Here is a 26,471-nt window from a genome sequence, read left to right on the forward strand (position 1 = left end):
ATGACAGCTGACCACGAAGTCATGCAGCAACGCATTCGAGGCGCCCTTGTCCGCAAATTCATGGAACAGATCGAACTCCAGCCAGTCGAGTCCCTGCCTTGCGACGCCTACACAACCGAGCCAGATGGATGGGAATTTTACTACATTCGTTGGGTCGGCCGTTGCGCGGTCGGCGGAGGGGAGTATCTGGCTTACCATCCGGGACTGGACGACGTGATCTTGCTGGGCGTGCTTGGCAAATAGGCATAAGGGCCATCAATCAACAACCCAACGCTTCCTTCCACTTCTCCTCCTTTTTGAGCCGCTCAGGCATGTCCCTGTAAGCTTGATGGACGCCAGTCGACCGCATGCGCGGGACAAGCGGGTACACTCCCGATCTAGCCCCGATATCTCCTTTTTTTGACATGGCTCAAAGCGGCCATATATCAAAGCCCATAGACAGGACTCACGCAACAAACAGCGGAGGAACGCATGAAAAGAAAAATCATCGAGATAGACGAAGAAAAGTGCACGGGCTGCGGCCAGTGCGTGACTGGATGCGCCGAGGGCGCTTTGGCCATCATCGACGGCAAGGCCAGAATTGTACGAGACATGTTTTGTGACGGGCTTGGAGCCTGCATCGGGCATTGCCCGGAGGACGCCCTGCACATCATCGAGCGCGAAGCAGTGGAATTCGACGAGGAGGCCGCCATGGAACATGTACGCAAGATGGGCGGCATCGGACATGACCAGCATTCGCCTGCAGGCGCCGGATGCCCTTCAGCCCAGATTTCGACCCGCGCTCCCGGTCACGGGGGATGCCCGTCGGCCGGCATGATGCAGATGAACCCCTGCGAGCAGGCCAACGTGCCCGCCGGTCAGGTCGGTTCCGCCCTGTCCCACTGGCCGGTCCAGATTCGGCTCATTCCGCCCCACGCGCCGTTCCTGCAGGACGCGGAGCTCTTGATCGCGGGCGACTGCTGCCCTGTGGCTGCACCGGATTTCCACGCCCGTTTCCTTGCCGGTCGGACCATCATGCTCGGCTGCCCGAAATTCGACAATGCCGGGGAATATGTGGAGCGGTTGACGCAGGTCTTCGCCCAGAACAGGATCAAGTCCGTGACCATCCTGGAGATGGAGGTGCCCTGCTGCTCAGGGCTGTCGCGCATCGTCGCCCAGGCCCTGGCCGGAAGCGGCAAAGACATACCCTGCGTGCGGGCCATCGTGGGCCGCGACGGCAAGACCATTGAAGAAAAGTTCACCCCTGCAGTCGCGACTCCCGCAGGACTGACCCGGCTCTAAACTCCCCCGTCCGGTTCAGGGCAGTGCGCCTTGAACCGGTCGTACGCACGCACCATCATTCCTTTACTCGCACGGGTACGAGGACACTTTCAAGAGCCGTCCCGTCAAGGGACATCGGCACAGGTTCAGCCAGGGCACCCTCTTCCGTCAGATCGCGGATGAGGGTGTTCCTGCTTCCACTCGCCGGCCACTGCTGACACAGCAGCACGCCGGCAAAAACCACTCCCACACCCGCAAGCTGCGAAAAATTGAGCCGCTCATCAAGGCAAAGCCAGCCCAAAAGCATGGAAAAGACAGGAATGAGATTGACGAAAGCCGAGGCCTGCCAGGCCGGGAGCTTGCTAATCCCGTAGTTGTAGAGACCGTACGCGCCGATGCTGATGCACACGCACAGGTAAAGCACTGCCAGGCTTGGACCGGCCGGGAAGACCACCGGTATCGTCGTCGATGGCAGAAAAAGAAGCGGCAGAAAGAAAACCGTTCCCACCATGGACTGCACGGCGGTCAAAAACCATGGGGAATAGCGGGCGCAGAGCTTTTTCATGCTCACGGTGTAGCCCGCCGCGCAGAACATGGCCAAAAGTTCGAGAAAATTACCCATAAGCGGACGCGGAGCGGCCTCCGTGGCAACTCCCGAGATGCTGACCCAAACCACCCCGGCCAGGGCCAGAATCAGCCCGGTCCATGAGCGAAAATTCAGTTGCTCGCCAAGGAAAAAGCCCGCGCAGACCGCCACCAGAATCGGCAATGTGGCCGCGACCATGCCCGCCTGGGAAGCCGAGGTCATGGTCAGGGCCTGACCCTCGAAGACGAAATAGAAGCACGGCTCGCACAGGGCCATGAAAACCATGAAGCCCATATCCTCCCTGCGCAGATTCCGGGGACGCCAGCGCGGCAGCACGAGCAGAAACAGGAAAGCCGAAAGGGCCATGCGCATGAATACGACGACAATGGGATCAAAGAACATCACGGCATACTTGAAGGCCACAAAGGAACTGCCCCACAGCAGCATGCCGACAAACAGGGAAATAAAGGGAAGAGCTGGAAAATATGCCATCGTGATCCACCAAAGCATGCATAATAGCAGTATATTTTAAAAAAAAGCTTGCATAGAATTAAGGGTGCACCTACGTATTAAGCGAAGACTCATAAATACGCATGAGTATCCGGAGCCACCCAGAAAACTTTTTGAAAAGCAGACATTCCATGCACGACTCACCTTTTGAAAACATGTCCGAAACTGCACAGCACTTCAGTACGCCGCAGCTTGAAGACATTTTTCAATCTGTCTTGAGCGACATACAAAACCATCGTCTGCTGAGCTGTGTGATCGGATTTCCAAAGTCAGGCAAGACATTTTTCCTGAACCGTCTAAAATCAACCCAAAAGTCCCATACATTAAGCATCAACGCATCATCCGGGCGAACACTTTCTCAAATGATAAATGAAAATTTATCCCCCGAGAAGGAAAATAAAGCGGCGTTGACCCAACTGCTTCGCGAAAAAAAGCACGTCATTCTCTTCGTCGACAATGCCCATCTGCTCACGGATGCGGATTTTGCCTTTCTTGGAGGCCTCTTCAGCCTGACAAAGCATCTCTCGGCAGTCCTCCAGGTTGTCCTGGTCGGAAACGGCGAGATCGTGCACCGGCTGGCCCGGCCCGAAAACAGACCCATCTACAACATGCTCGGAGCCATTTGGACTCTCCCCAAGCTGACCCGCGAGCAGTCCCTGGCCTATATCCGCTTTCTTCTCGACGGCGCCGGAATGGCGACAGACCTCATCGGCACTCCTGACGCGGTGGCCAAGCGCGCGGCAGGAGTGATCGGAATCCTGCGCATGCTGACCATTACGCTCGCGCTCAAGGCCCTGCATTCGGATCAATCCTGCGACGCGGAAGAAGCCCTGAATTTCAAAAGCAACTGCCCCGGAGCGCAGGAACAGATGCCCGAGGAGACCATGCCGACCCAGAAGATGGGCTCCGGCAACTCCCTGATGGCCGGTTTGGCCCTGGTCCTGAGCATGGGGGCAATCATCGGGGCATTCCTGTTCTTTTTTTCCTGGCTCATGCCGGAGGTGCGCCTGGGCGATCTTTTCCATGCACTGACCGGCACGCCACGGGAGACAAGCGTAGAACCCGCGCCAAGCCCCCCCGCCGCCCCGCAAAACATCCACACGGCGTCCGGCCCCGTACACTGGCAGAGCGTGGCCAAAACCGTATTTCGCAAGCGCACCACGGACGGCCCCTATTCGCTTCAACTCGGTGCCTATCCGACCATGGAATCCCTTCTGCTGCACCTGCCGCGCTTCATGGACCAGAAACAGCCCCTGTTCTGGAACCGGGACCAGAGTGGCGAGGTTCCTTTTTCCCTGTTCGTGGGCCGCTTCGAAAGTTTCGAGGCGGCCGGGGAATTCGCGTCGCAGAACAGCCTCGCAGGTTCACCGGTGGTCTTCAGACCCTTTGTGGCCACGGTGGGTCCGCTCACGGATCAGCAGCAGATCGACCGCGCCAGCATGAGCCTGGGCCTGCCCGAGCAGCTGAACATTTTCGAACGCGAACTGGTCAGCGGCATCGAGATCCAATTCGCCCTCGAACGATCCCGCGACGATGCCCTGGCGCATTGCGCACGCGCCGAGCAGAAAGGGCTGTCCTGCGCCGTAACCCAATACGAATGAAAAAGGGACGGCCCTGGCCTTTTGCGGCCGGGGTCGTCCCGAGCTTCTGATCTGAATCAGTCGGCGAAGGCTCTTTATCCGCGAAGGTCCTGAACCCGTTGCGCCTTACCTTCCGACTTGGGCAAGGAGTTCTGCTCCACCAGGTCGATGCGCGCGGTAATGAGGATCTCATCGCGCAGCCTTGAGCTGATGCGGCTTTGCAGGCTCTTCAGCTCGCGCATGTCTTCCACGAAATACTCTTCCTTGACCTCCACCTTGACCCGCATCTGATCCAGATAGCCGTCCCGCTCCAGTACGATCAGATAATTCTGACCCACTTCCGGAATGCTCATCAGCACCTGCTCGACCTGCATGGGATAGATGTTGACCCCCTTGAGGATGATCATGTCGTCGGAACGGCCCATGATGCGATCCAGGCGGCGATGCGTGCGGCCGCAGGCGCAGTCGCCGGGAATGAAGCGGGTCAGGTCCTTGGTGCGGTAACGGATGAGCGGCATGCCCTCGCGGCACAGTGTGGTGATGACCAACTCGCCGACTTCGCCGTCTGGCAGCGGTTCGCCGGTTTCCGGATTGACAATCTCGGGAAGGTAGGCGTCTTCCCAGATGTGCATGCCGTCCTGCTCAAGACACTCGAAAGCCACTCCCGGCCCGTTCATCTCGGACAGCCCGTAGGAGTTGTAGGCCTTGATCCCGTAGACTTCCTCGATGCGCTGGCGGATGGCCGCAGTGTGCGGCTCCGCGCCGATGAGGGCCACGCGCAGGTTCAGGCGATCAGGTGTGTAGCCCAGTTCGTCTTTGACCGTGCCCAGATGCAGTGCATAGGACGGGATGATGTGGATGACGGAGACATTGAAATCTTCCAGGAGCTTGAGCTGGCGTTTGGAATTGCCGGCTCCGGCCGGGATGGTCAGGCAGCCCAGACGCTCGGCCCCGTAATGGATGCCAAGCCCGCCGGTGAAGAGGCCGTAGCCGGACATGTTCTGAAAGGTGTCCTCGGCCCTGATTCCGACCATGTGCATGCACCGGGCCATGAGATCGGCCCAGGAATCGATGTCGTTTCTGGTGTAGTAGATGACCGTGGCCGAGCCAGTGGTTCCCGAAGATGCATGCAGGCGGACCATGTCGGTCACGGGCCGGGTCAGCATGCGCGCGGGATAGGCGCTGCGCAGGTCGTCCTTGGTGGTGAAGGGAAGGCGCGTGATGTCGGCGGCGGAAGTGATCGCCTCGGGGCGTATCCCCATTTCGGCAAAGCGGCGACCATAAAATTCGGATCTGGCGGCACGCTCGAGAGTGGTTGCAAGACGCGTTTTCTGAACCTTGTCCAATTCGCTGCGCGAAAAAAATTCTTCCGGGCAATAGGCTTTCATGGATTCGTCCGCTTTGTGTTGAAGGTGCGCGGGATTGATCAGTACACGCCGCCGCTCTCGGACGGCAAACCTACCTCGGTGAGATTCTCGAACACGGTGTACTGACCGAAATAGCCCAGACGGATGGCCCCGACAGGACCGTTACGCTGCTTGCCGATGATGATCTCGGCAATATTCTTGTTCGGGTTGTCCTCGGCCTTGTTGTAGGCCGCGTCACGGTAGATGAAGACAATGACGTCGGCGTCCTGCTCGATGGCGCCCGATTCGCGCAAATCCGAGATCATGGGCCGCTTGTCGGAACGTTCCTCGACCTTGCGGTTGAGCTGCGACAGGGCGATGACCGGGACCTCAAGCTCCTTGGCCAGGGCCTTGAGGTTACGCGAAATATCGGAAATTTCCTGTTCGCGCGAGTCGCTCTTGTGGGAGGAGCGCATGAGCTGCAGATAGTCGACGATAATGAGCCCCACGCCCTTCTCGGCCTTGAGCCGCCTGCTGCGGGCCCGTATTTCCATGGTCGAGAGTGCCGGAGTGTCGTCGATGTAGATGGGTGCCCGGGAAAGATCTTCGGCGGCCTGATAGAGCCTGCTCCAGTCCTCGTCGTTCAGGTAACCGCTACGCAGACGGCTCAGGTCCACACGCCCGTGACAGCCCAGAAGACGCATCATGAGCTGGTCCATGGACATTTCAAGCGAAAAGACCGCCACGGGCACATCGTGCTGGATGGCCGCCCGCATACCCATGTTCAGGGCCAGAGCGGTCTTGCCCATGGAAGGCCGGGCCGCGAGAATGATCAGGTCGGACTTTTGCAGCCCGGCGGTCATCTGGTCGAAATCGGTGTAGCCCGTGGGCACGCCCGTGACCAGTTCGCCCTGGCCGGCCCGCGTCTCAAGCTGCTCGAAGACCCGCTGGACCAGATCCTTGCTGCTCATGAAGACGGGCTTGCCCTTGGACTCGGCGATGGAAAAAATCTGCTGTTCGGCCTGGTCCAGCAGAGATTCGGTCTGCTCGCCGGCCTCGAAGCAACTGGTCAGGATTTCGGAGGAGGTCTGAATGAGCCTGCGACGCACGGACTTGTCACGCACGATCTGGGCGTGAAAGACGGAGTTGGACGCCGAGGCCACGGACTCGGCCAGGGAGGCGAGATAGACCGTGCCGCCGACCTCGTCGAGTTGCCCCCTGGTCTGCAGATATTCGGCCACGGTGACCAGATCAACAGGTTCGCGACGACGGTAGAGTTCCTGGAAGGCCTGATAGATGGTGCGATGCACCGGCGAGTAGAAGTCCTCGTCGTTTATCGTGTCGACCAAGGTATGAAAAATGTCGTTACGCAGAAAAACCCCGCCCAGCACCGCCTGTTCGGCTTCGGTGTTGTGCGGGGGGACTCGGCGCAACAAATCAGAAGAGGCCTTTTGCAAGGCCTCCTCTGGTTGGATTCGAGTTCCGAGGCGCTGCCCGAACTTATTCTGCGACTGCTTCTTCGGTTGCATCGGCCTGCGGTTCGGGTTCGGTCACTTGTTCAACACGACCATACTTGACCACGTTCACGGTCAGCTTGGCCACGACCTCGGGGTGCAGCTTCACATCGATGACGTATTCGCCCAGGGAGCGGATGCCGTCTTCGAGCTGGATCTTGCGACGATCCACTTCCACGCCCTGCTCTTCCAGGATCGCGCCGATCTGGGAAGAAGTGACGGAGCCGTAAAGCTTGTCACCGTCGCCCACGCGCACTTCAATGACGACCTTGGCGGCCGCGATCCTGGCGGCCAAAGCGGCGGCCTCGGCCTTGACGGCGTCGTTCATGGCCTGCAGCTTGCGGCGTTCCTGTTCAAAGACCTTCAGGTTGCCGGGACTTGCCATGGAAGCAAGACCCTGAGGCAACAGATAATTTCTGCCATAACCGGGACGGACCGCGACGATGTCGCCCAGTCGGCCCAGATTATCCACGTCTGCTCTCAAAATGACCTTCATGATCAAATCTCCTAGACTCTAGATTTTTTGAGCACGTCGGTGCTGTGGGTAGCCGTGTAGAACATCAGAGCCATCTGGCGGGCGCGCTTCACTTCGCGGGTGAGAGCCCGCTGGTGCTTGGCGCAGGTGCCGGTGATGCGGCTGGCAATGATCTTGCCGCGATCCGTCACGAAATCGTTCAGGATTTCGGGATGCTTGTAGTTAAGCAGGATCTCGGGATTCTCGCAGAAACGGCAGTACTTTCTCCGGGGTGCGAATTTCTTCTTAAAGGACATGTTATGCCTCCTCGGTTGCCGCAGCGGGGGTCTCGGCGAGTCTGACGGTGATGAACTTGAACACACCGTCGGTGATGCGGACATTGCGTTCCAATTCCGCGACAGCCTGGCCAGGCATGTTCACTTCCATGCGCACGTAGCGACCACGATTGAACTTGCGCACCGGATATGCCGTATCCTTGACGCCCCAGTCATCGACCTTGAGGACGGTGCCGCCCTCGCGCTCGACAATGGCGCTGAAGTTGTTCACGATTTCGCGGCATTCTTCCACACCCAGCTCAGGGCTGAGCAGGATCAATTCCTCGTACCTTGTCATCATTATAAATCCTCCTTACGGGTAAAAGCCCACCCCATTCCATTCGGGGGAGCAAGGAAACAAGGATCGTTATTCCCATCCGCAACCCCTGTCAAGGACAGCGCTCCCCAGACTTGAAGGTCGCACGGTTTGCGCTTACACCGAGCCCATGACGCGCATCATTCTTTTCCTCCTGCTGCTCCTGCCGCCCCTGCCGCTCCTGGCCGCGCCTCCCAGCGTGCTCGTCCTGCACTCCTATCATCCGGGGCTATCCTGGACCGACACGCTCAACACGGGCATCAGCGAAACTTTTCGCGCCGAGATGCCAGGCGCCCTGCTGTGGGTTGAATATCTGGACACCAAACGCAACACCGACACGTCCTATCTCTCTCTGCAGGCCGCGCTCCTGCGGCACAAGCTCGCCGAAAGCACCTTCAACCTGATCGTCACCACCGACAACGACGCCCTGGACTTCGTGCTTGAATACCGGGACAGCATTTTTCGCGGCGCACCCGTTGTCTTTTGCGGCGTCAACGACTTCACGCCCGGGCAATTGCGCGGCCAAAAGGGCATTACCGGCCTGGCCGAAAATCCGGCCTTTGCCGAGACCATGCTCTCGGCCCTCTCCCTGCACCCGGGCACGAGGGAGTTTGTGGTCATCGGAGCCGACCAGTCCATCACCGACCTGCTCACGGACCGCTCCCTGCACGCACTGGAGCAGCAGTTCCCGGCCATCCGCTTCACCTACTGGAACAACCTCGACGCACTGGAACTGCGCTCCCGGCTCAAGGAACTGGGCCCCGGCCAGGTCATCCTCATCCATGGGGTCATGCGCAACGAGGAAGGGGTGCTGGTCGATTACCGCGGCAAGAACCTCTTTCTCTCCACCCACACCGGGGTGCCCATTTACGGGTTCTGGGATTTCGAGATGGGCACGGGCTGCGTAGGCGGCAAGATGGTGCAGGGAAGGACCGAGGGCGAACGCGCGGCCAGGCTGGCCATGGAAGTCCTGGGCGGGGCCGATCCCGACGATATTCCCGTGCACACGAAGACTCCTTCACGCTACATCTTCGACTACATTCAACTGCAACGCTTTGGGCTCAGCGAAAAGGCCCTGCCCCCGGACAGTCTGGTTCTCAACCAGCCCGTCCGCTTCTACCAGATCGACAAGCGCTACATCTGGACGGCCACCGTGGGCGTGGCCGTGCTGCTGGCCGCCCTGGCCATGCTCCTGAGCTCCATCCGCCGTCGTCAGGAGGCCCAGGAAGTGCTGCGTCGCCACAAGGAGCAGCTCGAAGAGGCCGTCCGCGCCCGCACCGAACATCTGCGCACGGCCAATGACGAACTCGAACGCGAGGTCCACGAACGCAACCGTGCCGAGGGCGACCTGCGCAAGGCGCGGGCGAGCCTGGAGATCGAGGTGGATCGCCGCACCACCGACCTGCGCTTCGAGATCGAACAGCGTCGCCTGGCCGAAGCCCATATCCGCGACCGCGAGGCCAAGGCCCGGGCCCTCATCAACGCCCCCACCGAAACCCTGCTGCTCATGGATCAGGCCGGAATCATCCTCGACATCAATGAAACCGGGGCTTCGCGTCTGGGCAGAAACCGGGAATCCCTCTACGGACTGTCCATCTTCGCCCTGCTCCCCGAAACGCGCGCGGAGCGGTTCCGCCAGGCCGCGGACACAGTCTTCACCACCGGCGAAGTCCGTTCCATCAACGAATACGGGGAAGAGCGCGATCTGGACCTGCGCTTCTATCCCGTTTTTGACGACCTGGGGCAGGTCACGCGCGTGGCCGTGTTCATGGCCGATGTCACGGGGGCCCGGCGCATGGCGCGGCAGATCATGCTCCTCGACAAGATAAACTCCCTGGGCCGCATGGCCGCAGGCATCGCCCACGAGATCCGCAACCCCCTGACCGGCATCCACGGGTATCTCTACGCCATGGACGAAATCTGCGACGACCTTCCGGACACGGAACCCGCCTCCGTCCTGCGCGCGACCATCGCCAAGATTCGCAAGGCCGCAGGCAAGATGGAGTCCGTCATCCGCAGGGTGCTGGATTTTTCCAAACCCGGCACGCCGCGCCTCGAACTTCTTGACCTTTCGATTCCGGTACAGGAGGGCCTGAGCCTCATGCTCCCGACCCTGCGCAAGGCCGGGATCACCGTGGACACGGAGTTTACCGCCGCGCCGGCAATCCTCGGAGACCGCATGCAGCTTGAACAGGCGGTCATCAACATCGTGGACAACGCGGCCCGGGCACTGCGCCACAACGAGGGGGCCAAGAACATTGCCCTGCGCATCCTGTCCGGACAGGACCGCCTGAGCCTCTGCATAGCGGACAACGGGCCGGGCATAGCCCCGGCCGATCGGGAACGGATTTTCGACCCATTCTATACAACGGCGAGCGACGGCACGGGCATCGGCCTGTCCATCGTGCAACGCATCGTCGCCGACCACAGCGGCACCATCCATGTGGGCGAAAGCCTCGCCGGCGGAGCGGAGTTCAGGCTCGAATTCCCCCTGCCGGTCCCGGAGCACTCATGAACTACTCCCTGCTCATCATCGACGACGAAGAATCCATCCGCGACAGCCTGTCCATGGCCCTCGGCCGCCACTACAAGGTCAGCGCCCTGGCCAGCGGCAAGGAAGCCCTAGAGGCGCTGCCCTCCCTGGCCCCGGATCTTGTACTCCTGGACATCGGGCTGCCCGACATCAGCGGCCTTGAGGTGCTGGATCACATTCGCAGACAGTCGCCTCATGCCGCCGTGATCATGATCACGGCCTTCGAGGATTTGGACACTGTCATCTCGGCCATGAAGCGCGGCGCCTTCGACTACCTCCTGAAACCGCTGCGCATGGACGCTCTCAAGCTCTGTCTGGAACGGGCGGGGAGTTCCATCCGGCTCGGCAAGGAGATCCGCCTTCTGCAGGACAAGGCCCTGCGCGAGCAGATTCCCTTTTTCGTGGCCGAGAGCGAGGCCCTGACCGATGTGGTTCAGACAGTGGCCAAGGTCGCGGTCAGCCCGGACACGCCGGTGCTGGTCGAAGGCGACACGGGCACGGGCAAGGAACTCATCGCCAGCGCCATCCATTACCGCAGTCCAAATTTTCGCGGCCCTCTGGTCACGGTCAACTGCGCGGCCATCCCGGCGGAACTCATCGAGAGCGAACTCTTTGGCTATGCGCCGGGGGCCTTCAGCGGTGCAGGGAAGAAAGGCAAGTCGGGGCTGGTGGAGGAAGCGGCGGGAGGCACGCTCTTTCTGGATGAGATCGGAGAGCTGCCGGGCAGCGCCCAGGCCAAGCTGCTGCGCTTTCTGCAGGAAGGGGAATTCTACGCCCTGGGCTCCACGGCCAAGCGCACGGTACGCACCCGGGTCGTGGCCGCGACCAACCGCGACCTCGAAGACATGGTCCGCACCGGCGCTTTCCGGCAGGATCTCTTCTACCGGCTGGCCGTGGTCCGCATCCGGGTGCCGTCGCTGGCGCGGCGCAAGGAGGACATCCTGCCGCTGGCGCGGCTTTTCCTGCATCAATACGGGGAGAAATTCGGCAAGAAATTCAACGACCTCACCCAAAGCGCCCGCGACGCCCTGCTCGGCCATTCATGGACAGGCAACGTGCGCGAGCTGCGCAACATCATGGAGCGGGCCACTCTGATGGCTTGCGGACCGGATCTGGACGCCGAAAATCTGGGACTTGCGGCGGAATGCCCACCGGGCGCCGAAAACCGGGAACCGCTCACCATGGAGGGAGTGGATCTGCCGGCCCTGCTGCACGCTTTTGAGCGCGAATATTACGAAGAGGCCCTGACCCTGGCGGAAGGCAACGAATCCCAGGCCGCCAGGCTGCTTGGCGTCTCCAGGGACACCTTCAGATACAGGCGCGGCAAATTGGGCCTCTAAAGCATGTGCCCTCTACCTGCCTGCCCAGCTAACGCCCCTCTTCCGAGCCGATACCGTAGATCTTGAGCTTGCGGTACAGATACGTCCGCTCCAGGCCGATGTTTTCCGACAGACGCGCGACGTTTCCGTCCGCGCGGGCCAGCTCCCGGCGCAGGAAGGCCTCCTCGAACCGGGCCCGGGCCTCCTTGAAATCAGTGATCCCGTCCGGCACCATGACCAGGGAGTCAAGAGCGGCGCCGACCCTGTATTCCGGCGGAAGCATGGATACGTTCACCTCCTGGCCCTGATACAGGATGAAGAGCCGCTCCACGAAATTCTTGAGCTCGCGCACATTGCCGGGCCAGGCGTAACGCTTGAGCAGATCCAGGGACTCCCGATCGAAGCGCACGGGCCGCAAGGTTTGTTCCTCGATCATGCGTCGCGAAAAAAACTCGATCATCTCCGGAATGTCCTCGGCCCGTTCGCGCAAAGGCGGGACGCAAATGGGAAAGACATTGAGCCGGTAATACAGATCCTGCCTGAAACGCCCCTCGACCATCTCCTGCACGAGGTCCTTGTTGGTGGCCGCGATGACGCGCACGTCAACCTTGAAGGTCTTGGTGCCCCCGACCCGCTCGAATTTCTGTTCCTGCAGGATGCGCAGGATCTTGGCCTGGGTCTTGAGACTCATGTCGCCTATTTCATCCAGAAACAGGGTGCTCTTGTCGGCCAGCTCAAATTTGCCCTTCTTGGCCTTGTCCGCACCGGTGAAAGCGCCCTTTTCGTGACCGAACAGCTCGGATTCGATCAGCTCCTCCGGGATGGCTGCGCAGTTGACGCAGATCATTTCCTTTGCTGCCCGTCTGCTCGCCCGATGTATGGCTCTGGCCGCGATCTCCTTGCCAGTCCCGTTTTCACCGGAGATGAGCACCCAGGCCTCGGTGGGCCCGACCTGGGCGACAAGCTCACGCAGACGGACGATGCCCGGTGACGACCCGGTGATGGTCGGAGTCTCGTCGGGCTGGATACGGGAACGCAGCTCCCTGTTTTCACGCTTGAGCAGGGACAGCTCCAGGGCCTTGCCTGCCGTGACCAGGACGTTGTCCAGGGACAGGGGCTTCTCGATGAAATCGAAGGCTCCTTTCTTGAGGGCCGTGACCGCCGTCTCGATGTTTCCGTGACCTGAAATCATGATCACCGGAGTATCCACGCCCTTCTCCCGCAGCGCGCACAGAACAGCCATGCCGTCCATGCCGGGCATCCAGATGTCGAGGAAGATGAGGTCGAAATCTCCGTCCAACGCCAGCCCAAGGCCCTCGGTTCCGGTACCGGCCTCGGCCACCTGCCAGTCTTCGTCCTCGAAAATTCCGCGCAGGGACAGGCGGATGTCCTGTTCATCGTCGATGATGAGAATGGAAGCGTTGGAATGCATCATGCCTCGCTGCGTGCGGCCGGAAGTTCAATGACAAAAGTCGTCCCCCCCGGCTCGTTGGGTTTGACCCGGATATGACCATGATGGTCGCTGACGATGGATTTGACGATGGCCAGGCCAAGGCCGGTGCCGCTACGTTTGGTCGAATAATAGGGCTCGAACATGCGGGACTGCTCCTCGGGCTTGATGCCGGGACCGTTGTCACTGATTTCTATGTAGATCCGGCCCTTGCGCTTGCGTGCGTAGAGCACTGTCTCGACCCGCCCGTCTTTCTGATCCGCCAAGACCTCGGCCGCGTTCAGCAGGATGTTGTAGATCGCACGGCCCATGGCTTCGCGATCCAGCATGACCGCCGGCACGTCCTCGGTCCGCAGAATCCAGCGAATGGAGGCATGGCTGTTCGAGAAAACGGAGAGGGCCTCCTGCAGCAGCGGCTCGACGCGACCGGTGGTCAGCATCACCTCGGGCAATTTGGCAAAGCTGGAAAACTCCCGCACCATCTCCTGCAAGTGCTCGACCTGCTTGACGATGAGCCCCGTGCACTGGGTGAAGACGGGGTCCGCCACCACGGGCCCGAACTTGCGCTCCAGGCGCTCGGCCGAGAGCTTGATGGGCGTGAGCGGATTCTTGATCTCGTGGGCGATGCGCCGGGCCACTTCCTTCCAGGCGTCGATGCGCTGCATCTTTTCCAGTTCGGAGATATTTTCGAAAACCGCGACGATGCCGCTGTCCCCGCCTTCGTTGTCCATCAGCGCCACCGCGTTGATCAGAAGCTTGATCGTCTCGCCGCGCACCTCCAGATCGAGCCTGCGCTGCCACTGGGAACCAGGGCTGCCGCGCAGCAACTGGCTGACCTCCTGCACCAGCCCGCGATGGGCCGGCCCCATCAGGTCGAGCGCGGACTCACCGATGAGCGCTCCGGCTTCCAGACCGAGGATGCCCTCGGCCGCGCGGTTCATGGTCGTGATCCGCCCGGATCTGTCCAGGGAGACGACTCCTGCGGTGATGTTCTCCAAGATGGCCTGCACGTAGTGATTCTTGGCAATGAGGGTCTGATACTGCTCTTCGAGCTGCAGGTTTGCGCGGGTCAGATGCGTGCGGCTCTGCTCCAGATCCTCGGCCATGCTGTTGAAGGATTGGACCAGAAGTCCGAGCTCGTCGCGGGACTCGTCCACGAGGCGAACCGAAAGATCCCCTTGGGCGATGCGCTGGGTCCCCGCCGCCAGCGCCTGAATGGGAGCGCTGAGTTCCCTGGCCAGCCGAAAACCGAACCAGGTCGCCCCGAGAAAGATGAGCATGGTCATGAGACCAAGGACCATGTAAAGTGTCATTTTCAAGGGATACTTGAGACTACGGAGCTGTTTGTACTCGCCGACACCCTTGGCGATCAGCTCCAGGCGGTCCAGAAAGCCGGGCCCCACCTCCACGCCCACGACAAGAAAGGCCGACCCGGCCTTGTCCACGGGCATTACTCCGACCGCCAGATCCGAATCCGGATGCGGCCAAAGCGTGGCCCAATATTTTGAGCCCTTGCCAAGCTCCCCAAAAGGCACCTCGTCCCTGATCCGGGGCCAGGCGTCGTTCCAGACCGGAGCGGCCTCCCAGTATTTTTGCTGCATGGTCCCGGTGATCAAACCGCTCAGACTCAATTTATATTCCCGGCTTTTTTGCCGCAGGGCCTCATTGGCTTTCTTGGCGTTAAAATCCAGCCCCCGTTCCCGCATGTGTTCCAGGATACCCAGCGCCTTGATTTCGAGCCCGGATTCGGCGGCCGCGTAAAAATCCTGCCCCACGCTCAAGGCCTGATCCATGGACGTCTCGACCTGAGCCTGGAACCAGTAGTCGACGGAAGTCTGCACAAACCATGTCGAGAGGATGAACATGATGAAGGTCGGCACCATGGACAGGGTCACGAAAATGAGGACCAGTTTGGTCCTCAGGCCCGATCCAAGCACGCGTCTGCGCCTGTCGAGCACGAGTTTTATGACATTGCGCAGGACCAGAAAGAGGACAAGGATGAGAAGAATCAGATTGACGTTGAAGAGGGCGAAGAAAAGATAGGAATTGAGGCCCAGCAGGCGCAGCTCGATCCAGGTCAGGACGACGATAAGAAAGATGCCCACCGCGGCCAGGGTGATTTCCCGTTGCCGCTTGCGACGTTCATGAGCGGTGCGTTCCTGCACAGGAATGTGACGGGATGACTTGTCCATGCTCCTCGCGTTTGTTTGAAATCAGAAATCGAAATCCAGAACGTACACCACTTCGGGGACCAGGTCCCAGCTGACGAAAAAGAGAGGTTTGCTGACCCAGCCGGGTACATTGGTGCGCGTGACGCTGAAAGTGAGCACAACGCGGTAGGCCTTGCCGCGCTCGATGATGTCCCAGCTGCCCATGGGCAGGGACAGGCGCGACCAGAAACGGTTCAGTTCGTCCTGCAGTCCGTCAAAATCGAAGGTGTGGCTGCCCCGGTGATCCGTGACCACGCATTCTCGCGCGATGGGCTTGCTCGCCACCGTGCACAAATACTCGGCATCGGCCAGAAACTCGTCCCAGAAACCAAGGCGGCGCTTGTACAGCTTACCGGAACAACGCACCTCGTATTGCCCGCCGTTCTGTAGGGCCTCCATGAGGGGGGCCATGTCGCTGATCGCGACGCTGAAGCCCAGGGAAACGGAGCCCTGGGCGTTGTCCACCCCGAGGTCGGCAATCGCAATGGAATCGGCCCTCAGCACGGACGCCAAAAAAAGATTCGACGTCAAGACCAATCCAAGGATGATTAAAATTCTTAATTTTTGCATTTTTGACGGATTACATGAATGAAAAAAGAGTGTTGTCGTAATTTTTCTTGATTTTCAACCCAAGGCAGGTATGCAACAGACAAAATCGCGCAGCCTGGGCCGGCCCTACCCCAAAGCCCCGCCCCCGAATGTCATTTCGCGGTGATAGTCCAAGGCATGGTGTTTGACAACAGTTGAAGCGAGGAGAGAGTCATGAAGCTCAATGAACACAACAGCAAGCAGCTTTTCCATGAAGCCGGCATCCCTGTGCCCCTGGGCACGCTTCTCGGCCCGGGAGACGATCCGGCTCCCTCCTTCGCGCTTCCATGGGTCCTTAAATCACAAGTCCTTAGCGGCGGCCGGGGCAAGGCCGGCGGCATCCGCATGGCGGACACCCCTGAACAGGTTCGCTCCGAACTGGCCAAGCTTTTCACGCTGACCATCAAGGGGGAAAAGGTCAAGCTGGTGCGCGTCGAACCCAAGGCCGCCTACATCCGCGAAATCTATCTCTCCATCACCCTTGACCGTCAAAGCCGATCTTTCTGCGTCACCGCCGGTCGCTTTGGCGGCGTGGACATCGAGTCCTGCGACCCGCAGACCCTGCTGATCGAACACGCCGCTCCCGACACCGGGCTGGCGCCTTTTCAGATCCGCAATATTTTCTTTCACCTGCAGTTGCCCAAAGAACTGCTGAAGGCCTTTTCCTCCCTGCTCGCCAACCTCTTCGATTGCTGCCTGCGCCATCGCCTGCTGCTGGCCGAAATCAACCCCCTGGTCATCACGACGGACGGCCAGCTTCTGGCCCTGGACGGCAAGGTCGAAATCGACGGGCACAGGATCGGCATCGACCCGTCCCTGAACCGTTTCTTCGAATCCGCGCACTTGAGCGAAGAGGAAAACAGATCCTGCGAGGCGGGACTGAGCTACCACAAGCTCGACGGGTATGTCGGGCTCATGGTCAACGGCGCGGGCCTGGCCATGGCCAGCATGGACATCCTCAACTACTCCGGGCTCGAGGCGGCCAATTTCCTGGATCTGGGCGGAGGCGCGGACAGCGAGGCCATGCGTACGGCCCTGGACATTCTTTTTGACGACACCCGCGTGGGCATGGTGTTCATCAACATTTTCGGCGGAATCCTGTCCTGCCACAAAGTGGCCCAGTCCATGCTGGAAGCGCTGGACGGCCAGGAGCCGCGCAAGCCCATCGTGGTCCGCTTCGCGGGCAACGGTTCGACCCAGGGGCTGGAACTCCTGAACCAGGCGGCCCTGAACGGCCTGCATCTGTGTCCCGACCTGGCATCGGCCCGCACTGCGCTGGAAAAACTCAAAGGCGACAGGCCTGCGGCTCGGCACAAGCCCCTGATCGTCGAATCCACAACTCCCCTGCTCCCGGCCCGGCCGCGCCAGACAAGCAAACCCTTTCCCCTGCCGGAGGGCTGCCGCATCCTGGTCCAGGGCCTGACCGGCAAACAGGGCCAGCTGCACTGCCGCCTGATGCAGGAATACGGCTCGAAAGTCGTGGCTGGAGTGACGCCCGGCAAGGGCGGAACCGAGGTTCTCGGGGTCCCGGTCTTCGACACCGTGCGCGAGGCCGCCAAGGCCATGCGCATCGACGCGTCCATTATCTTCGTACCCGGGGCCATGGCCCCGGACGCGGTGCTCGAGGCGGCGGCCGCGGGGATCGGCTGGGTGGTCTGCATCACCGACGGCATCCCCCAGCTCGACATGCTGCGCGCCCTGGAACGACTGAAAGGAAGCCCGACACGCGTCATCGGACCCAACTGCCCCGGCCTGGTCATGGCCGGCAAAACCAAGATCGGCATCATGCCCGGCGACATCTTCACTCCCGGCCCCGTGGCCGTCTTCTCACGCAGCGGCACGCTGACGTATGAATGCGTGGACCGCCTGACCAAAGCGGGCATCGGACAATCCGTGTGCGTCGGCATTGGCGGAGATCCCTTCGTCGGCACCTCCTTCACGGACCTGTGCAAGCTGGTTCGCCACGATCCGCACACCAGGGCCGTGATCATTCTGGGCGAGATCGGCGGAAAGGCCGAGGAAGAGCTTGGGCAATACATGCAGGAAAGCGGCTTCGAGCTTCCGGTCTTCGGCTTCATCGCAGGGCGCACGGCCCCTCCCGGCAAACGCCTGGGCCACGCCGGAGCCATCCTCGAAAATGGAGCGGGCGGCATCGAGGTCAAGCTCCAGGCCATGGCCGACTCCGGCTTCCACCTCATCGACGACCTGGATCAGATCGCGGGAGCCGTGGCAAAAGTTCTCTAGACAGCGTTCGGGCCGGAGTCCGGAACATTCACGAAACAGACGGCCCCTGCCGACGCGCCTGTGAGGGATCTTCCTTTTCCCGTCCGGAGCGTCCGTCAAACGCGAATCCGCTGCCGGGCAGCTACGAATATGGAGGAAAAAATGGACGAACCGACACGAAAATTCCGGCAAATGACCGCCGAGCGGCTCATCGCGCACTTCAAGAAACGCCGCATGCACGGCAGCTACGTCGAAACAGCCGGGCAGGCTCGCGAGCTCGTGTTGTCAATGATACAGGGGCCGTGCTCCGTGATCCGTTGCGGCTCCGAATCCGTCGGCGCTCTCGGGCTCTGGAGGGACATCGCCGCCCTGCCCCAGGTCGAACTGATCGATCCGTACGTTGCGGGCCTGACGCCCCAGGAAGGGGACGCCCGCCGCCGCCGGGGACTGACCGCCGACATCATGGTCACCAGCTGCAACGCCGTGACCCTGGACGGCCGACTGGTCAACCTGGACGGCACGGGCAACCGCGTCGCGGCCATGATCTTCGGCCCCCGGAAAGTCATTCTGGTGGTGGGCATGAACAAGATCGTCAGCGACCTGGACTCGGCCATGGACCGGGTGCGGGACTTCGCCGCGCCCATGAACAACCTGCGCCTCAACGCCCTGAACCCGGCCCACGAGCCTCCCTGCGCCAAGGACGGACGCTGCCACCGCTGCGCAAGTCCGCAGAAGATCTGCAACGCCTGGAGCATCATCGAAGGCCAGAGGGACGAGGGACGAATCCATGTGGTGCTGGTCGGGGAAGATCTGGGATATTGAACGCCCGGAAGGGTCCAGGGCAGGTTCATGGCCGGGCTGCCGGTGCCGCCCAGGCCTGCCGGAGCCTCGCCCAAGGTGGACGGGCAGATCCACAAATCAAGGCCGAGCCCTCCTTGAGCGGCCAAAACCTATCCCCCGCCCTCCATCGGCTTGAATCTGGCCCCGACCAGATTGGCCAGGATGACCAGAATCGTGGAGATGAAAATCATCATGATCCCCAGGGCCGAAAGCCTGCCCCACAGCCCGTCCTCGGCGAAACGCAGGATCTGCACGGCCAGTACCTCCGTGCCGGGGCGGGACAGCACCACCGAGAGAGTCAGTTCGCGCACGAACATGGTGGCCATGAGAATCCACCCCGAGACCATGCCCGGCACCAGCAGCGGAATGATGATGCGGCGCATGGTCGTCATGCGGCTGGCCCCGCAGACCAGTGACGATTCCTCCAGATGGCTGTGCACCTGGATGAAAGCGCTGGCCAGGGGGCGGATGCCGTAGGGCAGATAGGTGGCGATGTAGCCGATGAGCAGCGCCCAGATGGTGGCATAGAGCGGCGTGCGCACGAAAAACCACATGAACCCCATGCCGATGACGATGCCGGGAAAGGAAAAGGACAAAAAACTCAACGATTCAAGGATGCCTGCGGCCCTGGTCCGGACCTTGACGATGGTGTAGGCCACGAAGACCGACAGAGTCACTCCCAGCGTGGCTCCGCCCAATCCGAGCATCAGACTGTTCTTGAGCGACAGCAGGGAGATGGGATCTTTGAGGACCTCGATCCAGTGCTTCCAACTCATGAGCGAGAAGGCGCGGGCGCTGGGCACCATGGAGTACGGAACCAGGGAGGTATAGAAGAGCACCACCACCGGCAGGACGATGAGCACGAACGACAGCAGGGCCACCACGGCGAAAAGGGGAATCCGCGCTCCTTTGAGGGGGATGACCGTGGGTCGGTAGCCCCGGCTGGAAATGGTCACGTATTTTTCGCTCTCGCTCGTCAATGCCCGATAGACCAGGATGAGCGTGACGGACGCGGCCAGAACGCTCATGCCGATGGCCGCCGCCTTGCCGTAGTCCACGGAAAACCCCGTGGCGATCATCTGGTACAGATGGGTGGCCAGGACGTAGACCCGGCCGGGCATGCCGATGACCGACGGCACTGCGAAGGAAGCCAGGCTGCGCACCACGCCCAGGATGAACGCGGCCAGGATGGCCGGACGAAGCACCGGCAGGGTGACGCGCAAAAGGGTTCTCAAGGGGCTGGCCCCGCAGACCTTGGACGACTCTTCCAGGGCCACATCGAAGGAAGCCATGGCCGGGGCGATGATGAGATAGGCGATGGGCAGGTCGAGCAGTCCCTCGACCAGAATCATGCCCCACAGGGAATAGATGTTGAGAGGCGCGTGATCAAGGAACAAGACCTGCTTGAGCACCAGGTTGATGAGCCCGTTGGAGGGGTTCAAGAGCAGCGCCCAGCTCACGGAAAAGAGAATGTGCGGAATCATCATGGGAATGATGGAGATGATCCGAAACATGAACTTGCAGGGAATGTCCGTGCGGTTGTTCAGATACGACAGAAACAGGGCCAGGACCGTGGCCAGGGTCGACGAGCCCAGAACGAAAACCACGGTGTTGAGGATGATTTCCGCCAAGGCGGGGTCGGTGTAGGCCTCGACGTATTTCTGCAGGGTGAAGGTTCCAAAAGCGGTCAGGCCTTCGGAAAAGCTGCCGATGACGAGCATGACCACGGGACAGACGGTCAAGACTCCCACAATGAAAATCAGGGAAAACGTCAGTTTCGATCGATTGGCGTCCATGATTTCCCCCTAAACCGCGACCAGCAGGCAGTGGGCGGGATCAAGGGTGAAGTGCAGCGTGTCCCCGACCTGGGTGCGGGTGTCGGCATCGACCTTGGCCAGCAGCAGTTCGCCACCGGCCCGTATCTCCATCTCAAAAGCTTCGCCGATGAAGACCAGGGTTTCGACCTTGCCCCGAACCACATTGGCTCCCGCCTCGCCGCTGCCCGGAGCCACGCGGATGAACTCCGGACGCAGGCACAGGGTCACCGACGCGCCCTCGGCCAAATCGCGCTTCTGGCAATTGATGACGCCAAGGGGGCTCTCGACCACGGTGGCGTTTTCGGTCTGCTTGACGACCTTGGCCGGGATCAGGTTCGCCCGGCCAATGAAGTCGGCCACGAAACGGTGATCCGCGTCGAAATAGATTTTCTGCGGAGAACCGATCTCGATGATCCGCCCCGAGCGCATGACCGCAATGGAATCGGACAGGGCCAGGGCCTCGATGCGGTCATGGGTCACGTACACCGCCGTGATGGACAGCTCGGTCAGAAAGGTCCGCAGCTCCTTGCGCGTCTCCTCGCGCAGCTTGGCGTCCAGATTGCTGAGCGGTTCGTCGAAAAGGATGACCTTGGGCTCGGCCACCAAGGCCCGGGCCAGGGCCACGCGCTGCTGCTGGCCTCCGGAAAGCTTGGTGGCCGGACGTTTCTCGAAGCCTTCCAATTGCACGAAATGCAGGGTCTTCTCGACTTTGCGGCGAATGACGTCCCGCGGCACGTTCCGGGTTTGCAACGGATAGGCGACGTTGTCGAAAACGTTCATGTGCGGCCAGATGGCGTAGGTCTGAAAAACCATGCCCAGGCCCCGCTCTTCCGTGGGCACGTAGATGCCCTTGTCCCTGGACCAGACCACCTCGTCGCCGATGCTGATCTCTCCGCAATCGGGCGATTCAAGGCCCACGATGCACCGAAGCAGCGTAGTCTTCCCGCACCCGCTCGGACCGAGCAGCGTGAAGATCTGATTGGCCGGGATGGTCAGGGTGACGTCATCCAGTGCCTTTATGGTCTTGCCTTCGGAAAAATAATGCTTGCTGACGCCTTGGATTTTGATCTCCATGGTGAGTTTCCATAAGCGCCTTCGCACCGGACCCGGCCGGGTACGAAAGGCGGTGAGGTTTAGGCTGATGGACTCTGCGCCCGGAAGAGGAGGCCGCCCGGACCGATGGTCCGGACGGCCTGCCGCTGATCACTGCACGTCGAAGATGACCTTGAACTGGTCGCCCCACTTCTGGATCTCCTCGTCGGAGAGATCGCGGATGGGCATGACCGTGGCCTTGTCCATGCCGTCAATGGGCGGATAGACACCGGGCGCGAGGACGTATTCGCCCACGTCCTTGGCCAGGACGCCCATGGCCTTTTCAGACAGCCAGTAGTCCACGAAAAGACGGGCGGCGTTGGGATGCGGGGCCTTGGAGGTCACGGCGATGGCGCGCGGAGTGCCGAGCAACGGCTGTTCCACCCGAGCCCAGTCCAGGGGGGCCGGAGCCTTGGTGATAATGTACTTGGGCATGGAGATGGCGATGAGCTTCTCGCCGCTCTCCACCGGAGCCGGCGTGGGGCCGAAAGAGGCCACGAACATGGGCTTGTTGGCTGCCAGCCCCTTGAGAAAGCTCATCCATTCCTCTTCGGACGCGAAAACGGTTTCCTTGAGGCCCACCAGCCAGGAGATTGTGGTGGCATGATTGGCGGGGTTGGCCATGACGATCTTGTCCTTCCACTTGGGATCGGCCAGATCCTCGTAACGTTTGGGAACGTCGGCCGCCTTGACCAGTTCTTTATTGTAGATGAGCCCCACATACTCGATGCCGAAAAGCTGAATGGTGTCGTCCTTCCTGGTCCAGTCCGCGTAACCCGCGGCGGCGGGTGAACTGTAGGAGGCGAGCACGCCCTTGGATTTAAGGATCTCCAGGACCGGAAGCGGCCCCTGCACCACGTCGGCCATGAGCTTGCCCGCCTCGAATTCCGTCAGGACCGTGGCGAGGAATTTCGAAGTGGAAATTCTGGTGTACGCGCCCTTGACCCCGGTGTCGGCCTCGAAAGCCTCCATGATCGGTTCCACCGCAGTGATGTTGGCATAAAAGGTCGCCGTGCCCTCGGCCTTGGCCTTGGCCGGGTCCAGTTCCGCCGCCTGGGCGGACAGAACCGGGCACAACAGAATCGCGATCACAACCACCAATCTTTTCATCGACACAACCTCCTTCGGACCCGACAGGCCCCAATGTTACGAAACTGTGACACAAGAATGACAATTATGCGCAAAAACTTAGCCCTGCGGCAGGGGGATGTCAACGCGACAAAATCAATACAAATGCTCGGACGACTGCTTGGTGCGCAACGCCGCAAAGACATGGAAAAAGGATGCGCTCCCGCTGCGCGCAAAACTGCGAAGGCCCCGCCCGGATTTCTCCGAACGGGGCCTTGATTCATGAAAACGACCAGGCCTAGCGGCCCACGCAGAAATAGGCGAACCCCTCCGCCGCCATGAGGGCCGGGGAGTAGAGGTTGCGGCCATCGAAGAGGATGGGGGCACCCAGGGCCTTCCTGATCCTGGCGAATTCGGGGTTGCGGAACTGGTTCCATTCCGTGACCACGGCCAGGGCTTCGGCGCCCTGAAGCGTCTCGTACTGGTCCTCGCAGATTTCCACCAGCGGGTTGTCCTGCAGAATGCGGCGGGCATTGGAGCCGGCCACGGGATCGAAAGCGCGAATCTTCATGCCCAGGTCCGTCAGGTGGCGGATCAGTTCCAGGGACGGAGCCTCGCGCATGTCATCGGTGTTGGCCTTGAAGGCCAGGCCCCACAAAGCCAGGGTCTTGCCCTTCACCCCGCCCTGCTCGGCGAAATAGGCCTCGATCTTGCGCGCTATGACGGTCTTCTGGCGGTCGTTGACCTCGTCCACGGCATTCAGGAGCTGCGGTTCGTAGCCCACACCCTGGGCCGTCCCGATGAGGGCCTTCACGTCCTTGGGGAAGCAGGACCCGCCGTAACCCACGCCGGGATAGATGAACTGGTAGCCGATGCGATGGTCAGCCCCGATGCCATGGCGCACGTCGCGCACGTCGGCCCCGACCTTCTCGCAGATGTTGGCGATCTCGTTGATGAAGGAGATCTTGGTGGCCAGCATGCAGTTGGCTGCGTATTTGGTCATTTCCGCGCTGCGCACGCCCATCACGATCAGCTTCTCGCGACTGCGGGCGTAGGGTGCGTAGAGGCTCTTCAGGAGCTCAGCCGTGCGGACGTTGTCCGTGCCCACGACCACGCGGTCGGGTTTCATGAAATCGTTGACCGCGTCGCCTTCCTTCAGGAACTCGGGGTTGGAGACCACGTCGAACTCGATCTGGAGCCCACGCTTGTCCAGCTCCTCCTGCACGGTGGCGCGTACGCTGTCGGCGGTGCCGACGGGTACCGTGGATTTGTCCACGATAATCTTGTAGTCGTTCATCTGGCGTCCCACGTCGCGGGCCACCTGATGCACGTAGCGCAGGTCGGCGGTGCCGTCCTCACCCTCGGGGGTGCCTACGCAGCAAAAAACGAAGAGGCTGTCTTTCAATCCCTCGGCCAGTTCCGTGGTGAAGGTCAGGCGGCCTTCCTGGGAATTGCGACGGACCATGGCCTCAAGGCCGGGCTCGTAGATGTGCACCTCGCCTTTCTTCAGCCGTTCGATGACATCGGGGTTGATGTCGACGCAGGTCACCGCGTTGCCCATCTCGGCGAAGCAGGCCGCTGACACCAGCCCTACGTAACCCGTTCCTACAATGCATATGTTCATTGGAATGTACTCCTTTTGGCTGGCGCCTTGAATCAGAATCCGGAGAAGCGTTTGGCCAGCATTATTTTTAAAATGGTCCGGTCGGTCTCGATCATGCCTTCGGTGCTGAGCATGCCTATGTTCTGCATGGTCTGCTCGGGCGAAGTGCCGATGATGCCGTCGGTATCCATGACATTGACGCCTTGCAGCGAAAAAAGCGCGGCCTGCACGGCCGTTCCCGCAGCCGTGGCCAGCTTCAGCGAACAGCCGGCCTTGGCTCCATCGCAGATGACCCCGGCCAGGTCCTCGATGATGTTTTTGATGGCCCCGGCGATATGGGCCAGGTTGCCGCCCAGCAGGTAGGCCACTCCGGCGCTGGCTCCGGCCCCGGCCGCCACGGAGCAGCCGCAGATGGCGGAAAGGCGTCCGGTATGGGCCTTGACGTAGGCCGTGACCAGATGACTGAGCGCCATGGCTTCGAGCACGTCCTTCTCTTCGCAGACGATGAATTCGCGGATGGCCCAGATGGGCAGGATGGCGGTCAGCCCGTGGTTGCCGCTCCCGGCGGAACTCATGGCCGGAAGCTTTACCCCGCCCATGCGCGCGTCGGAGGCGGCCGAGGTCAGGATGCGGGCGGCCAGAATCATGTCCCGGCAGACGAGCTTCTGCCGGACCAGCCGGTCCAGGGCCTTGCCTATGCCAAGACCGGGCCCGAACTTGAGGCCATGCTCGGCAAGACGCACGTTGGTGCGCACCCCTTCCATCAGAAATTCACGGTCCTCGTCGTCCAGGTCGTCGAGCAGACGGACCAGATCCTCCAGGGACAGGCCCTTGATCCAGGCTTCGAGGCGCGGCATCTCGCTCGATGCGGCGACTTTCCCCGAAGTCTGGGCACGCGGCAGCAAGGCGCCGTCCAGGCTCACGCTGACCACGTTGTCATGCATGTCGCGAACGACGGCTTCGGCCACATGCGAGCCGTCAAAAACCTCGGCGCGGATGAAAAGACCGCGCTGCTCATGCAGCAGATTGAGGGTCACCCCGCCGTCGCGCACCAGGGTCCGGGCGGTCTGCACGGACTCGTCGGTCAGCGGTTCGAGAACTTCCAGGCCCAGCGCGGCATCGCCGCCGAAAACGCCCAGCGCCCCGGCCAGATCCAGGCCGCTGAGACCTCCCGTGCCGGGAATGATCACGGCCAGACCATTCTTGTAAATATTGGGATCGACCCACAAATCCAGCCGCTCGGGCCTGCCCGGCAGCACGGCGGCGGCAGCGGCGGCGGCCAGGGCCACGGCCACGGGCTCGGTGCAGCCCAGTGCCGGCGCGACCTGCATACGCAGAATATCCTTGACGCAAAAGCTCATTGAAGCCTCACGAAAATGTTCGCAAAAGCCGAGTTCATGGCCGACTTGGGCAGGGCTGTCAATTCAGCGCTAGTCGCGGACATCAAGCCGGGGCTCGAAAAGCTGAACCAGACGCACAAAAAGATCCGGAATCTTGTCCGGATCGGCCGCCGCCGACCCGGCGTAAATCTTGGTGATCTCCAGGGCCGTGTCGATGCCGGTGGTCTTGCCGAAACCCACATCGAAAAAGTCATCCAGGCGCTTGCGCAATTCGGAATCCATGGTCACCCCCAGAATAAATTCATGTAAGGCAAAGATGTTTACCACTTTGATGCATTCGCTGAACCTTCTAACATGTCCAGGCGCGAATTCCAACGGCAATCCCACAAAAAGGCGATTTGCAACACGATCGGCACATACGTGCCCGACAAATACAGCAAAAAAGGCGCGCCCCCGCCGGGACGCGCCTCGAAGATCCATCCAAGTC

General features: G+C 61.0%; 22 protein-coding genes. 7 read left to right on the forward strand and 15 right to left on the reverse strand.

The window, feature by feature from the left end; all coding sequences use genetic code 11:
• Positions 1-243: a hypothetical protein gene (locus CVU60_00505; GenBank protein ID PKN43542.1), complete on the forward strand. Its 243-nt coding sequence runs from the start codon at positions 1-3 to the stop codon at positions 241-243.
• 228 nt (positions 244-471) lie between these two features.
• Positions 472-1,281 (forward strand): 4Fe-4S ferredoxin, encoded by an 810-nt coding sequence (locus tag CVU60_00510; protein PKN43543.1) that lies wholly within the window; start codon positions 472-474, stop codon positions 1,279-1,281.
• A 55-nt stretch (positions 1,282-1,336) separates the two neighbouring features.
• Here the strand turns inward: CVU60_00510 and CVU60_00515 are convergent, their stop codons facing one another.
• Positions 1,337-2,338 (reverse strand): EamA family transporter, encoded by a 1,002-nt coding sequence (locus tag CVU60_00515; protein ID PKN43544.1) that lies wholly within the window; start codon positions 2,336-2,338, stop codon positions 1,337-1,339.
• 101 nt (positions 2,339-2,439) lie between these two features.
• Here CVU60_00515 and CVU60_00520 point away from each other — a divergent pair, with 101 nt between their 5' ends.
• On the forward strand, positions 2,440-3,957 hold the full coding sequence (locus CVU60_00520; GenBank protein PKN43545.1) for a hypothetical protein: 1,518 nt from the start codon (positions 2,440-2,442) through the stop codon (positions 3,955-3,957).
• Positions 3,958-4,031: 74 nt separating this feature from the next.
• Here the strand turns inward: CVU60_00520 and CVU60_00525 are convergent, their stop codons facing one another.
• The 5 genes from CVU60_00525 to rpsF are packed head-to-tail and all read right to left on the reverse strand — an operon-like array spanning position 4,032 to position 7,883.
• On the reverse strand, positions 4,032-5,324 hold the full coding sequence (locus CVU60_00525; protein ID PKN43546.1) for a phenylacetate--CoA ligase: 1,293 nt from the start codon (positions 5,322-5,324) through the stop codon (positions 4,032-4,034).
• A 38-nt stretch (positions 5,325-5,362) separates the two neighbouring features.
• The gene (locus tag CVU60_00530) at positions 5,363-6,811 is read right to left on the reverse strand and encodes a replicative DNA helicase (protein PKN43547.1); all 1,449 of its coding nucleotides are present in this window, start codon (positions 6,809-6,811) and stop codon (positions 5,363-5,365) included.
• A complete protein-coding gene (locus CVU60_00535; GenBank protein PKN43548.1) occupies positions 6,783-7,298 on the reverse strand; it encodes a 50S ribosomal protein L9 in 516 nt (171 codons plus the stop codon). The genes CVU60_00530 and CVU60_00535 overlap by 29 nt, the downstream gene beginning before the upstream one ends.
• A gap of 5 nt (positions 7,299-7,303) precedes the next feature.
• Positions 7,304-7,567, reverse strand: coding sequence for a 30S ribosomal protein S18 (gene rpsR, locus CVU60_00540; protein ID PKN43549.1), 264 nt, complete (start codon positions 7,565-7,567; stop codon positions 7,304-7,306).
• Position 7,568: 1 nt separating this feature from the next.
• Entirely contained in the window at positions 7,569-7,883 is a 315-nt protein-coding gene (gene rpsF, locus CVU60_00545) for a 30S ribosomal protein S6 (protein PKN43719.1), read from the reverse strand.
• Positions 7,884-8,031: 148 nt separating this feature from the next.
• Between rpsF and CVU60_00550 the strand changes: the two genes are divergently transcribed.
• Both CVU60_00550 and CVU60_00555 read left to right on the forward strand, forming a co-directional pair.
• A complete protein-coding gene (locus CVU60_00550; protein ID PKN43550.1) occupies positions 8,032-10,416 on the forward strand; it encodes a hypothetical protein in 2,385 nt (794 codons plus the stop codon).
• Positions 10,413-11,774, forward strand: a complete 1,362-nt coding sequence (locus CVU60_00555; GenBank protein ID PKN43551.1) for a sigma-54-dependent Fis family transcriptional regulator — start codon at positions 10,413-10,415, stop codon at positions 11,772-11,774. Before CVU60_00550 ends, CVU60_00555 begins: the two co-directional genes overlap by 4 nt.
• A gap of 28 nt (positions 11,775-11,802) precedes the next feature.
• On the opposite strand, the gene CVU60_00560 is transcribed toward CVU60_00555, so the two are convergent.
• Genes CVU60_00560 through CVU60_00570 form a run of 3 tightly spaced genes read right to left on the reverse strand, consistent with a single transcriptional unit; the run spans position 11,803 to position 15,983 of the window.
• On the reverse strand, positions 11,803-13,185 hold the full coding sequence (locus CVU60_00560) for a Fis family transcriptional regulator (GenBank protein ID PKN43720.1): 1,383 nt from the start codon (positions 13,183-13,185) through the stop codon (positions 11,803-11,805).
• Entirely contained in the window at positions 13,185-15,395 is a 2,211-nt protein-coding gene (locus CVU60_00565; GenBank protein PKN43552.1) for a PAS domain-containing sensor histidine kinase, read from the reverse strand. Before CVU60_00565 ends, CVU60_00560 begins: the two co-directional genes overlap by 1 nt.
• Positions 15,396-15,416: 21 nt before the next feature.
• Positions 15,417-15,983: a hypothetical protein gene (locus CVU60_00570; protein ID PKN43553.1), complete on the reverse strand. Its 567-nt coding sequence runs from the start codon at positions 15,981-15,983 to the stop codon at positions 15,417-15,419.
• 192 nt (positions 15,984-16,175) lie between these two features.
• Between CVU60_00570 and CVU60_00575 the strand changes: the two genes are divergently transcribed.
• Positions 16,176-18,245, forward strand: coding sequence for a succinate--CoA ligase subunit alpha (locus CVU60_00575; GenBank protein ID PKN43554.1), 2,070 nt, complete (start codon positions 16,176-16,178; stop codon positions 18,243-18,245).
• Between the two features lie 171 nt (positions 18,246-18,416).
• Positions 18,417-19,046: a lactate utilization protein gene (locus CVU60_00580; GenBank protein ID PKN43721.1), complete on the forward strand. Its 630-nt coding sequence runs from the start codon at positions 18,417-18,419 to the stop codon at positions 19,044-19,046.
• Positions 19,047-19,174: 128 nt separating this feature from the next.
• Here the strand turns inward: CVU60_00580 and CVU60_00585 are convergent, their stop codons facing one another.
• The 6 genes from CVU60_00585 to CVU60_00610 form a co-directional block, all read right to left on the reverse strand.
• A complete protein-coding gene (locus CVU60_00585) occupies positions 19,175-20,860 on the reverse strand; it encodes an ABC transporter permease (GenBank protein ID PKN43555.1) in 1,686 nt (561 codons plus the stop codon).
• A 9-nt stretch (positions 20,861-20,869) separates the two neighbouring features.
• Positions 20,870-21,955 carry an ABC transporter ATP-binding protein gene (locus CVU60_00590; protein PKN43556.1) on the reverse strand — a complete coding sequence of 362 codons (1,086 nt, stop codon included), beginning with the start codon at positions 21,953-21,955 and terminating at the stop codon, positions 20,870-20,872.
• 129 nt (positions 21,956-22,084) lie between these two features.
• Positions 22,085-23,083, reverse strand: a complete 999-nt coding sequence (locus CVU60_00595) for an ABC transporter substrate-binding protein (protein PKN43557.1) — start codon at positions 23,081-23,083, stop codon at positions 22,085-22,087.
• 256 nt (positions 23,084-23,339) lie between these two features.
• Positions 23,340-24,665 (reverse strand): UDP-glucose 6-dehydrogenase, encoded by a 1,326-nt coding sequence (locus CVU60_00600; GenBank protein PKN43558.1) that lies wholly within the window; start codon positions 24,663-24,665, stop codon positions 23,340-23,342.
• Positions 24,666-24,697: 32 nt separating this feature from the next.
• Complete coding sequence (locus CVU60_00605) at positions 24,698-26,005, reverse strand: serine dehydratase subunit alpha family protein (protein PKN43559.1); 1,308 nt, start codon at positions 26,003-26,005, stop codon at positions 24,698-24,700.
• Positions 26,006-26,074: 69 nt separating this feature from the next.
• Positions 26,075-26,464, reverse strand: coding sequence for a hypothetical protein (locus CVU60_00610; GenBank protein PKN43560.1), 390 nt, complete (start codon positions 26,462-26,464; stop codon positions 26,075-26,077).
• Positions 26,465-26,471: the final 7 nt, after the last annotated feature.

The sequence above is a fragment of the Deltaproteobacteria bacterium HGW-Deltaproteobacteria-18 genome (genome assembly GCA_002841885.1).
Lineage (GTDB): Bacteria > Desulfobacterota > Desulfovibrionia > Desulfovibrionales > Desulfomicrobiaceae > Desulfomicrobium.

What these genes read in the sequence shown, in the direction of transcription:
- CVU60_00610 (PKN43560.1), bottom strand. Translation starts at nt 26,464, where the DNA reads ATGGATCTTCGAGGCGCGTCCCGGCGGGGGCGCGCCTTTTTTGCTGTA.
- rpsF (PKN43719.1), bottom strand. Translation starts at nt 7,883, where the DNA reads ATGACAAGGTACGAGGAATTGATCCTGCTCAGCCCTGAGCTGGGTGTG.
- CVU60_00550 (PKN43550.1), top strand. Translation starts at nt 8,032, where the DNA reads ATGACGCGCATCATTCTTTTCCTCCTGCTGCTCCTGCCGCCCCTGCCG.
- CVU60_00525 (PKN43546.1), bottom strand. Translation starts at nt 5,324, where the DNA reads ATGAAAGCCTATTGCCCGGAAGAATTTTTTTCGCGCAGCGAATTGGAC.
- CVU60_00570 (PKN43553.1), bottom strand. Translation starts at nt 15,983, where the DNA reads ATGCAAAAATTAAGAATTTTAATCATCCTTGGATTGGTCTTGACGTCG.
- rpsR (PKN43549.1), bottom strand. Translation starts at nt 7,567, where the DNA reads ATGTCCTTTAAGAAGAAATTCGCACCCCGGAGAAAGTACTGCCGTTTC.
- CVU60_00605 (PKN43559.1), bottom strand. Translation starts at nt 26,005, where the DNA reads ATGAGCTTTTGCGTCAAGGATATTCTGCGTATGCAGGTCGCGCCGGCA.
- CVU60_00565 (PKN43552.1), bottom strand. Translation starts at nt 15,395, where the DNA reads ATGGACAAGTCATCCCGTCACATTCCTGTGCAGGAACGCACCGCTCAT.
- CVU60_00555 (PKN43551.1), top strand. Translation starts at nt 10,413, where the DNA reads ATGAACTACTCCCTGCTCATCATCGACGACGAAGAATCCATCCGCGAC.
- CVU60_00560 (PKN43720.1), bottom strand. Translation starts at nt 13,185, where the DNA reads ATGCATTCCAACGCTTCCATTCTCATCATCGACGATGAACAGGACATC.
- CVU60_00530 (PKN43547.1), bottom strand. Translation starts at nt 6,811, where the DNA reads ATGCAACCGAAGAAGCAGTCGCAGAATAAGTTCGGGCAGCGCCTCGGA.
- CVU60_00520 (PKN43545.1), top strand. Translation starts at nt 2,440, where the DNA reads ATGAGTATCCGGAGCCACCCAGAAAACTTTTTGAAAAGCAGACATTCC.
- CVU60_00600 (PKN43558.1), bottom strand. Translation starts at nt 24,665, where the DNA reads ATGAACATATGCATTGTAGGAACGGGTTACGTAGGGCTGGTGTCAGCG.
- CVU60_00575 (PKN43554.1), top strand. Translation starts at nt 16,176, where the DNA reads ATGAAGCTCAATGAACACAACAGCAAGCAGCTTTTCCATGAAGCCGGC.
- CVU60_00515 (PKN43544.1), bottom strand. Translation starts at nt 2,338, where the DNA reads ATGGCATATTTTCCAGCTCTTCCCTTTATTTCCCTGTTTGTCGGCATG.
- CVU60_00595 (PKN43557.1), bottom strand. Translation starts at nt 23,083, where the DNA reads ATGAAAAGATTGGTGGTTGTGATCGCGATTCTGTTGTGCCCGGTTCTG.
- CVU60_00505 (PKN43542.1), top strand. Translation starts at nt 1, where the DNA reads ATGACAGCTGACCACGAAGTCATGCAGCAACGCATTCGAGGCGCCCTT.
- CVU60_00580 (PKN43721.1), top strand. Translation starts at nt 18,417, where the DNA reads ATGACCGCCGAGCGGCTCATCGCGCACTTCAAGAAACGCCGCATGCAC.
- CVU60_00510 (PKN43543.1), top strand. Translation starts at nt 472, where the DNA reads ATGAAAAGAAAAATCATCGAGATAGACGAAGAAAAGTGCACGGGCTGC.
- CVU60_00590 (PKN43556.1), bottom strand. Translation starts at nt 21,955, where the DNA reads ATGGAGATCAAAATCCAAGGCGTCAGCAAGCATTATTTTTCCGAAGGC.
- CVU60_00585 (PKN43555.1), bottom strand. Translation starts at nt 20,860, where the DNA reads ATGGACGCCAATCGATCGAAACTGACGTTTTCCCTGATTTTCATTGTG.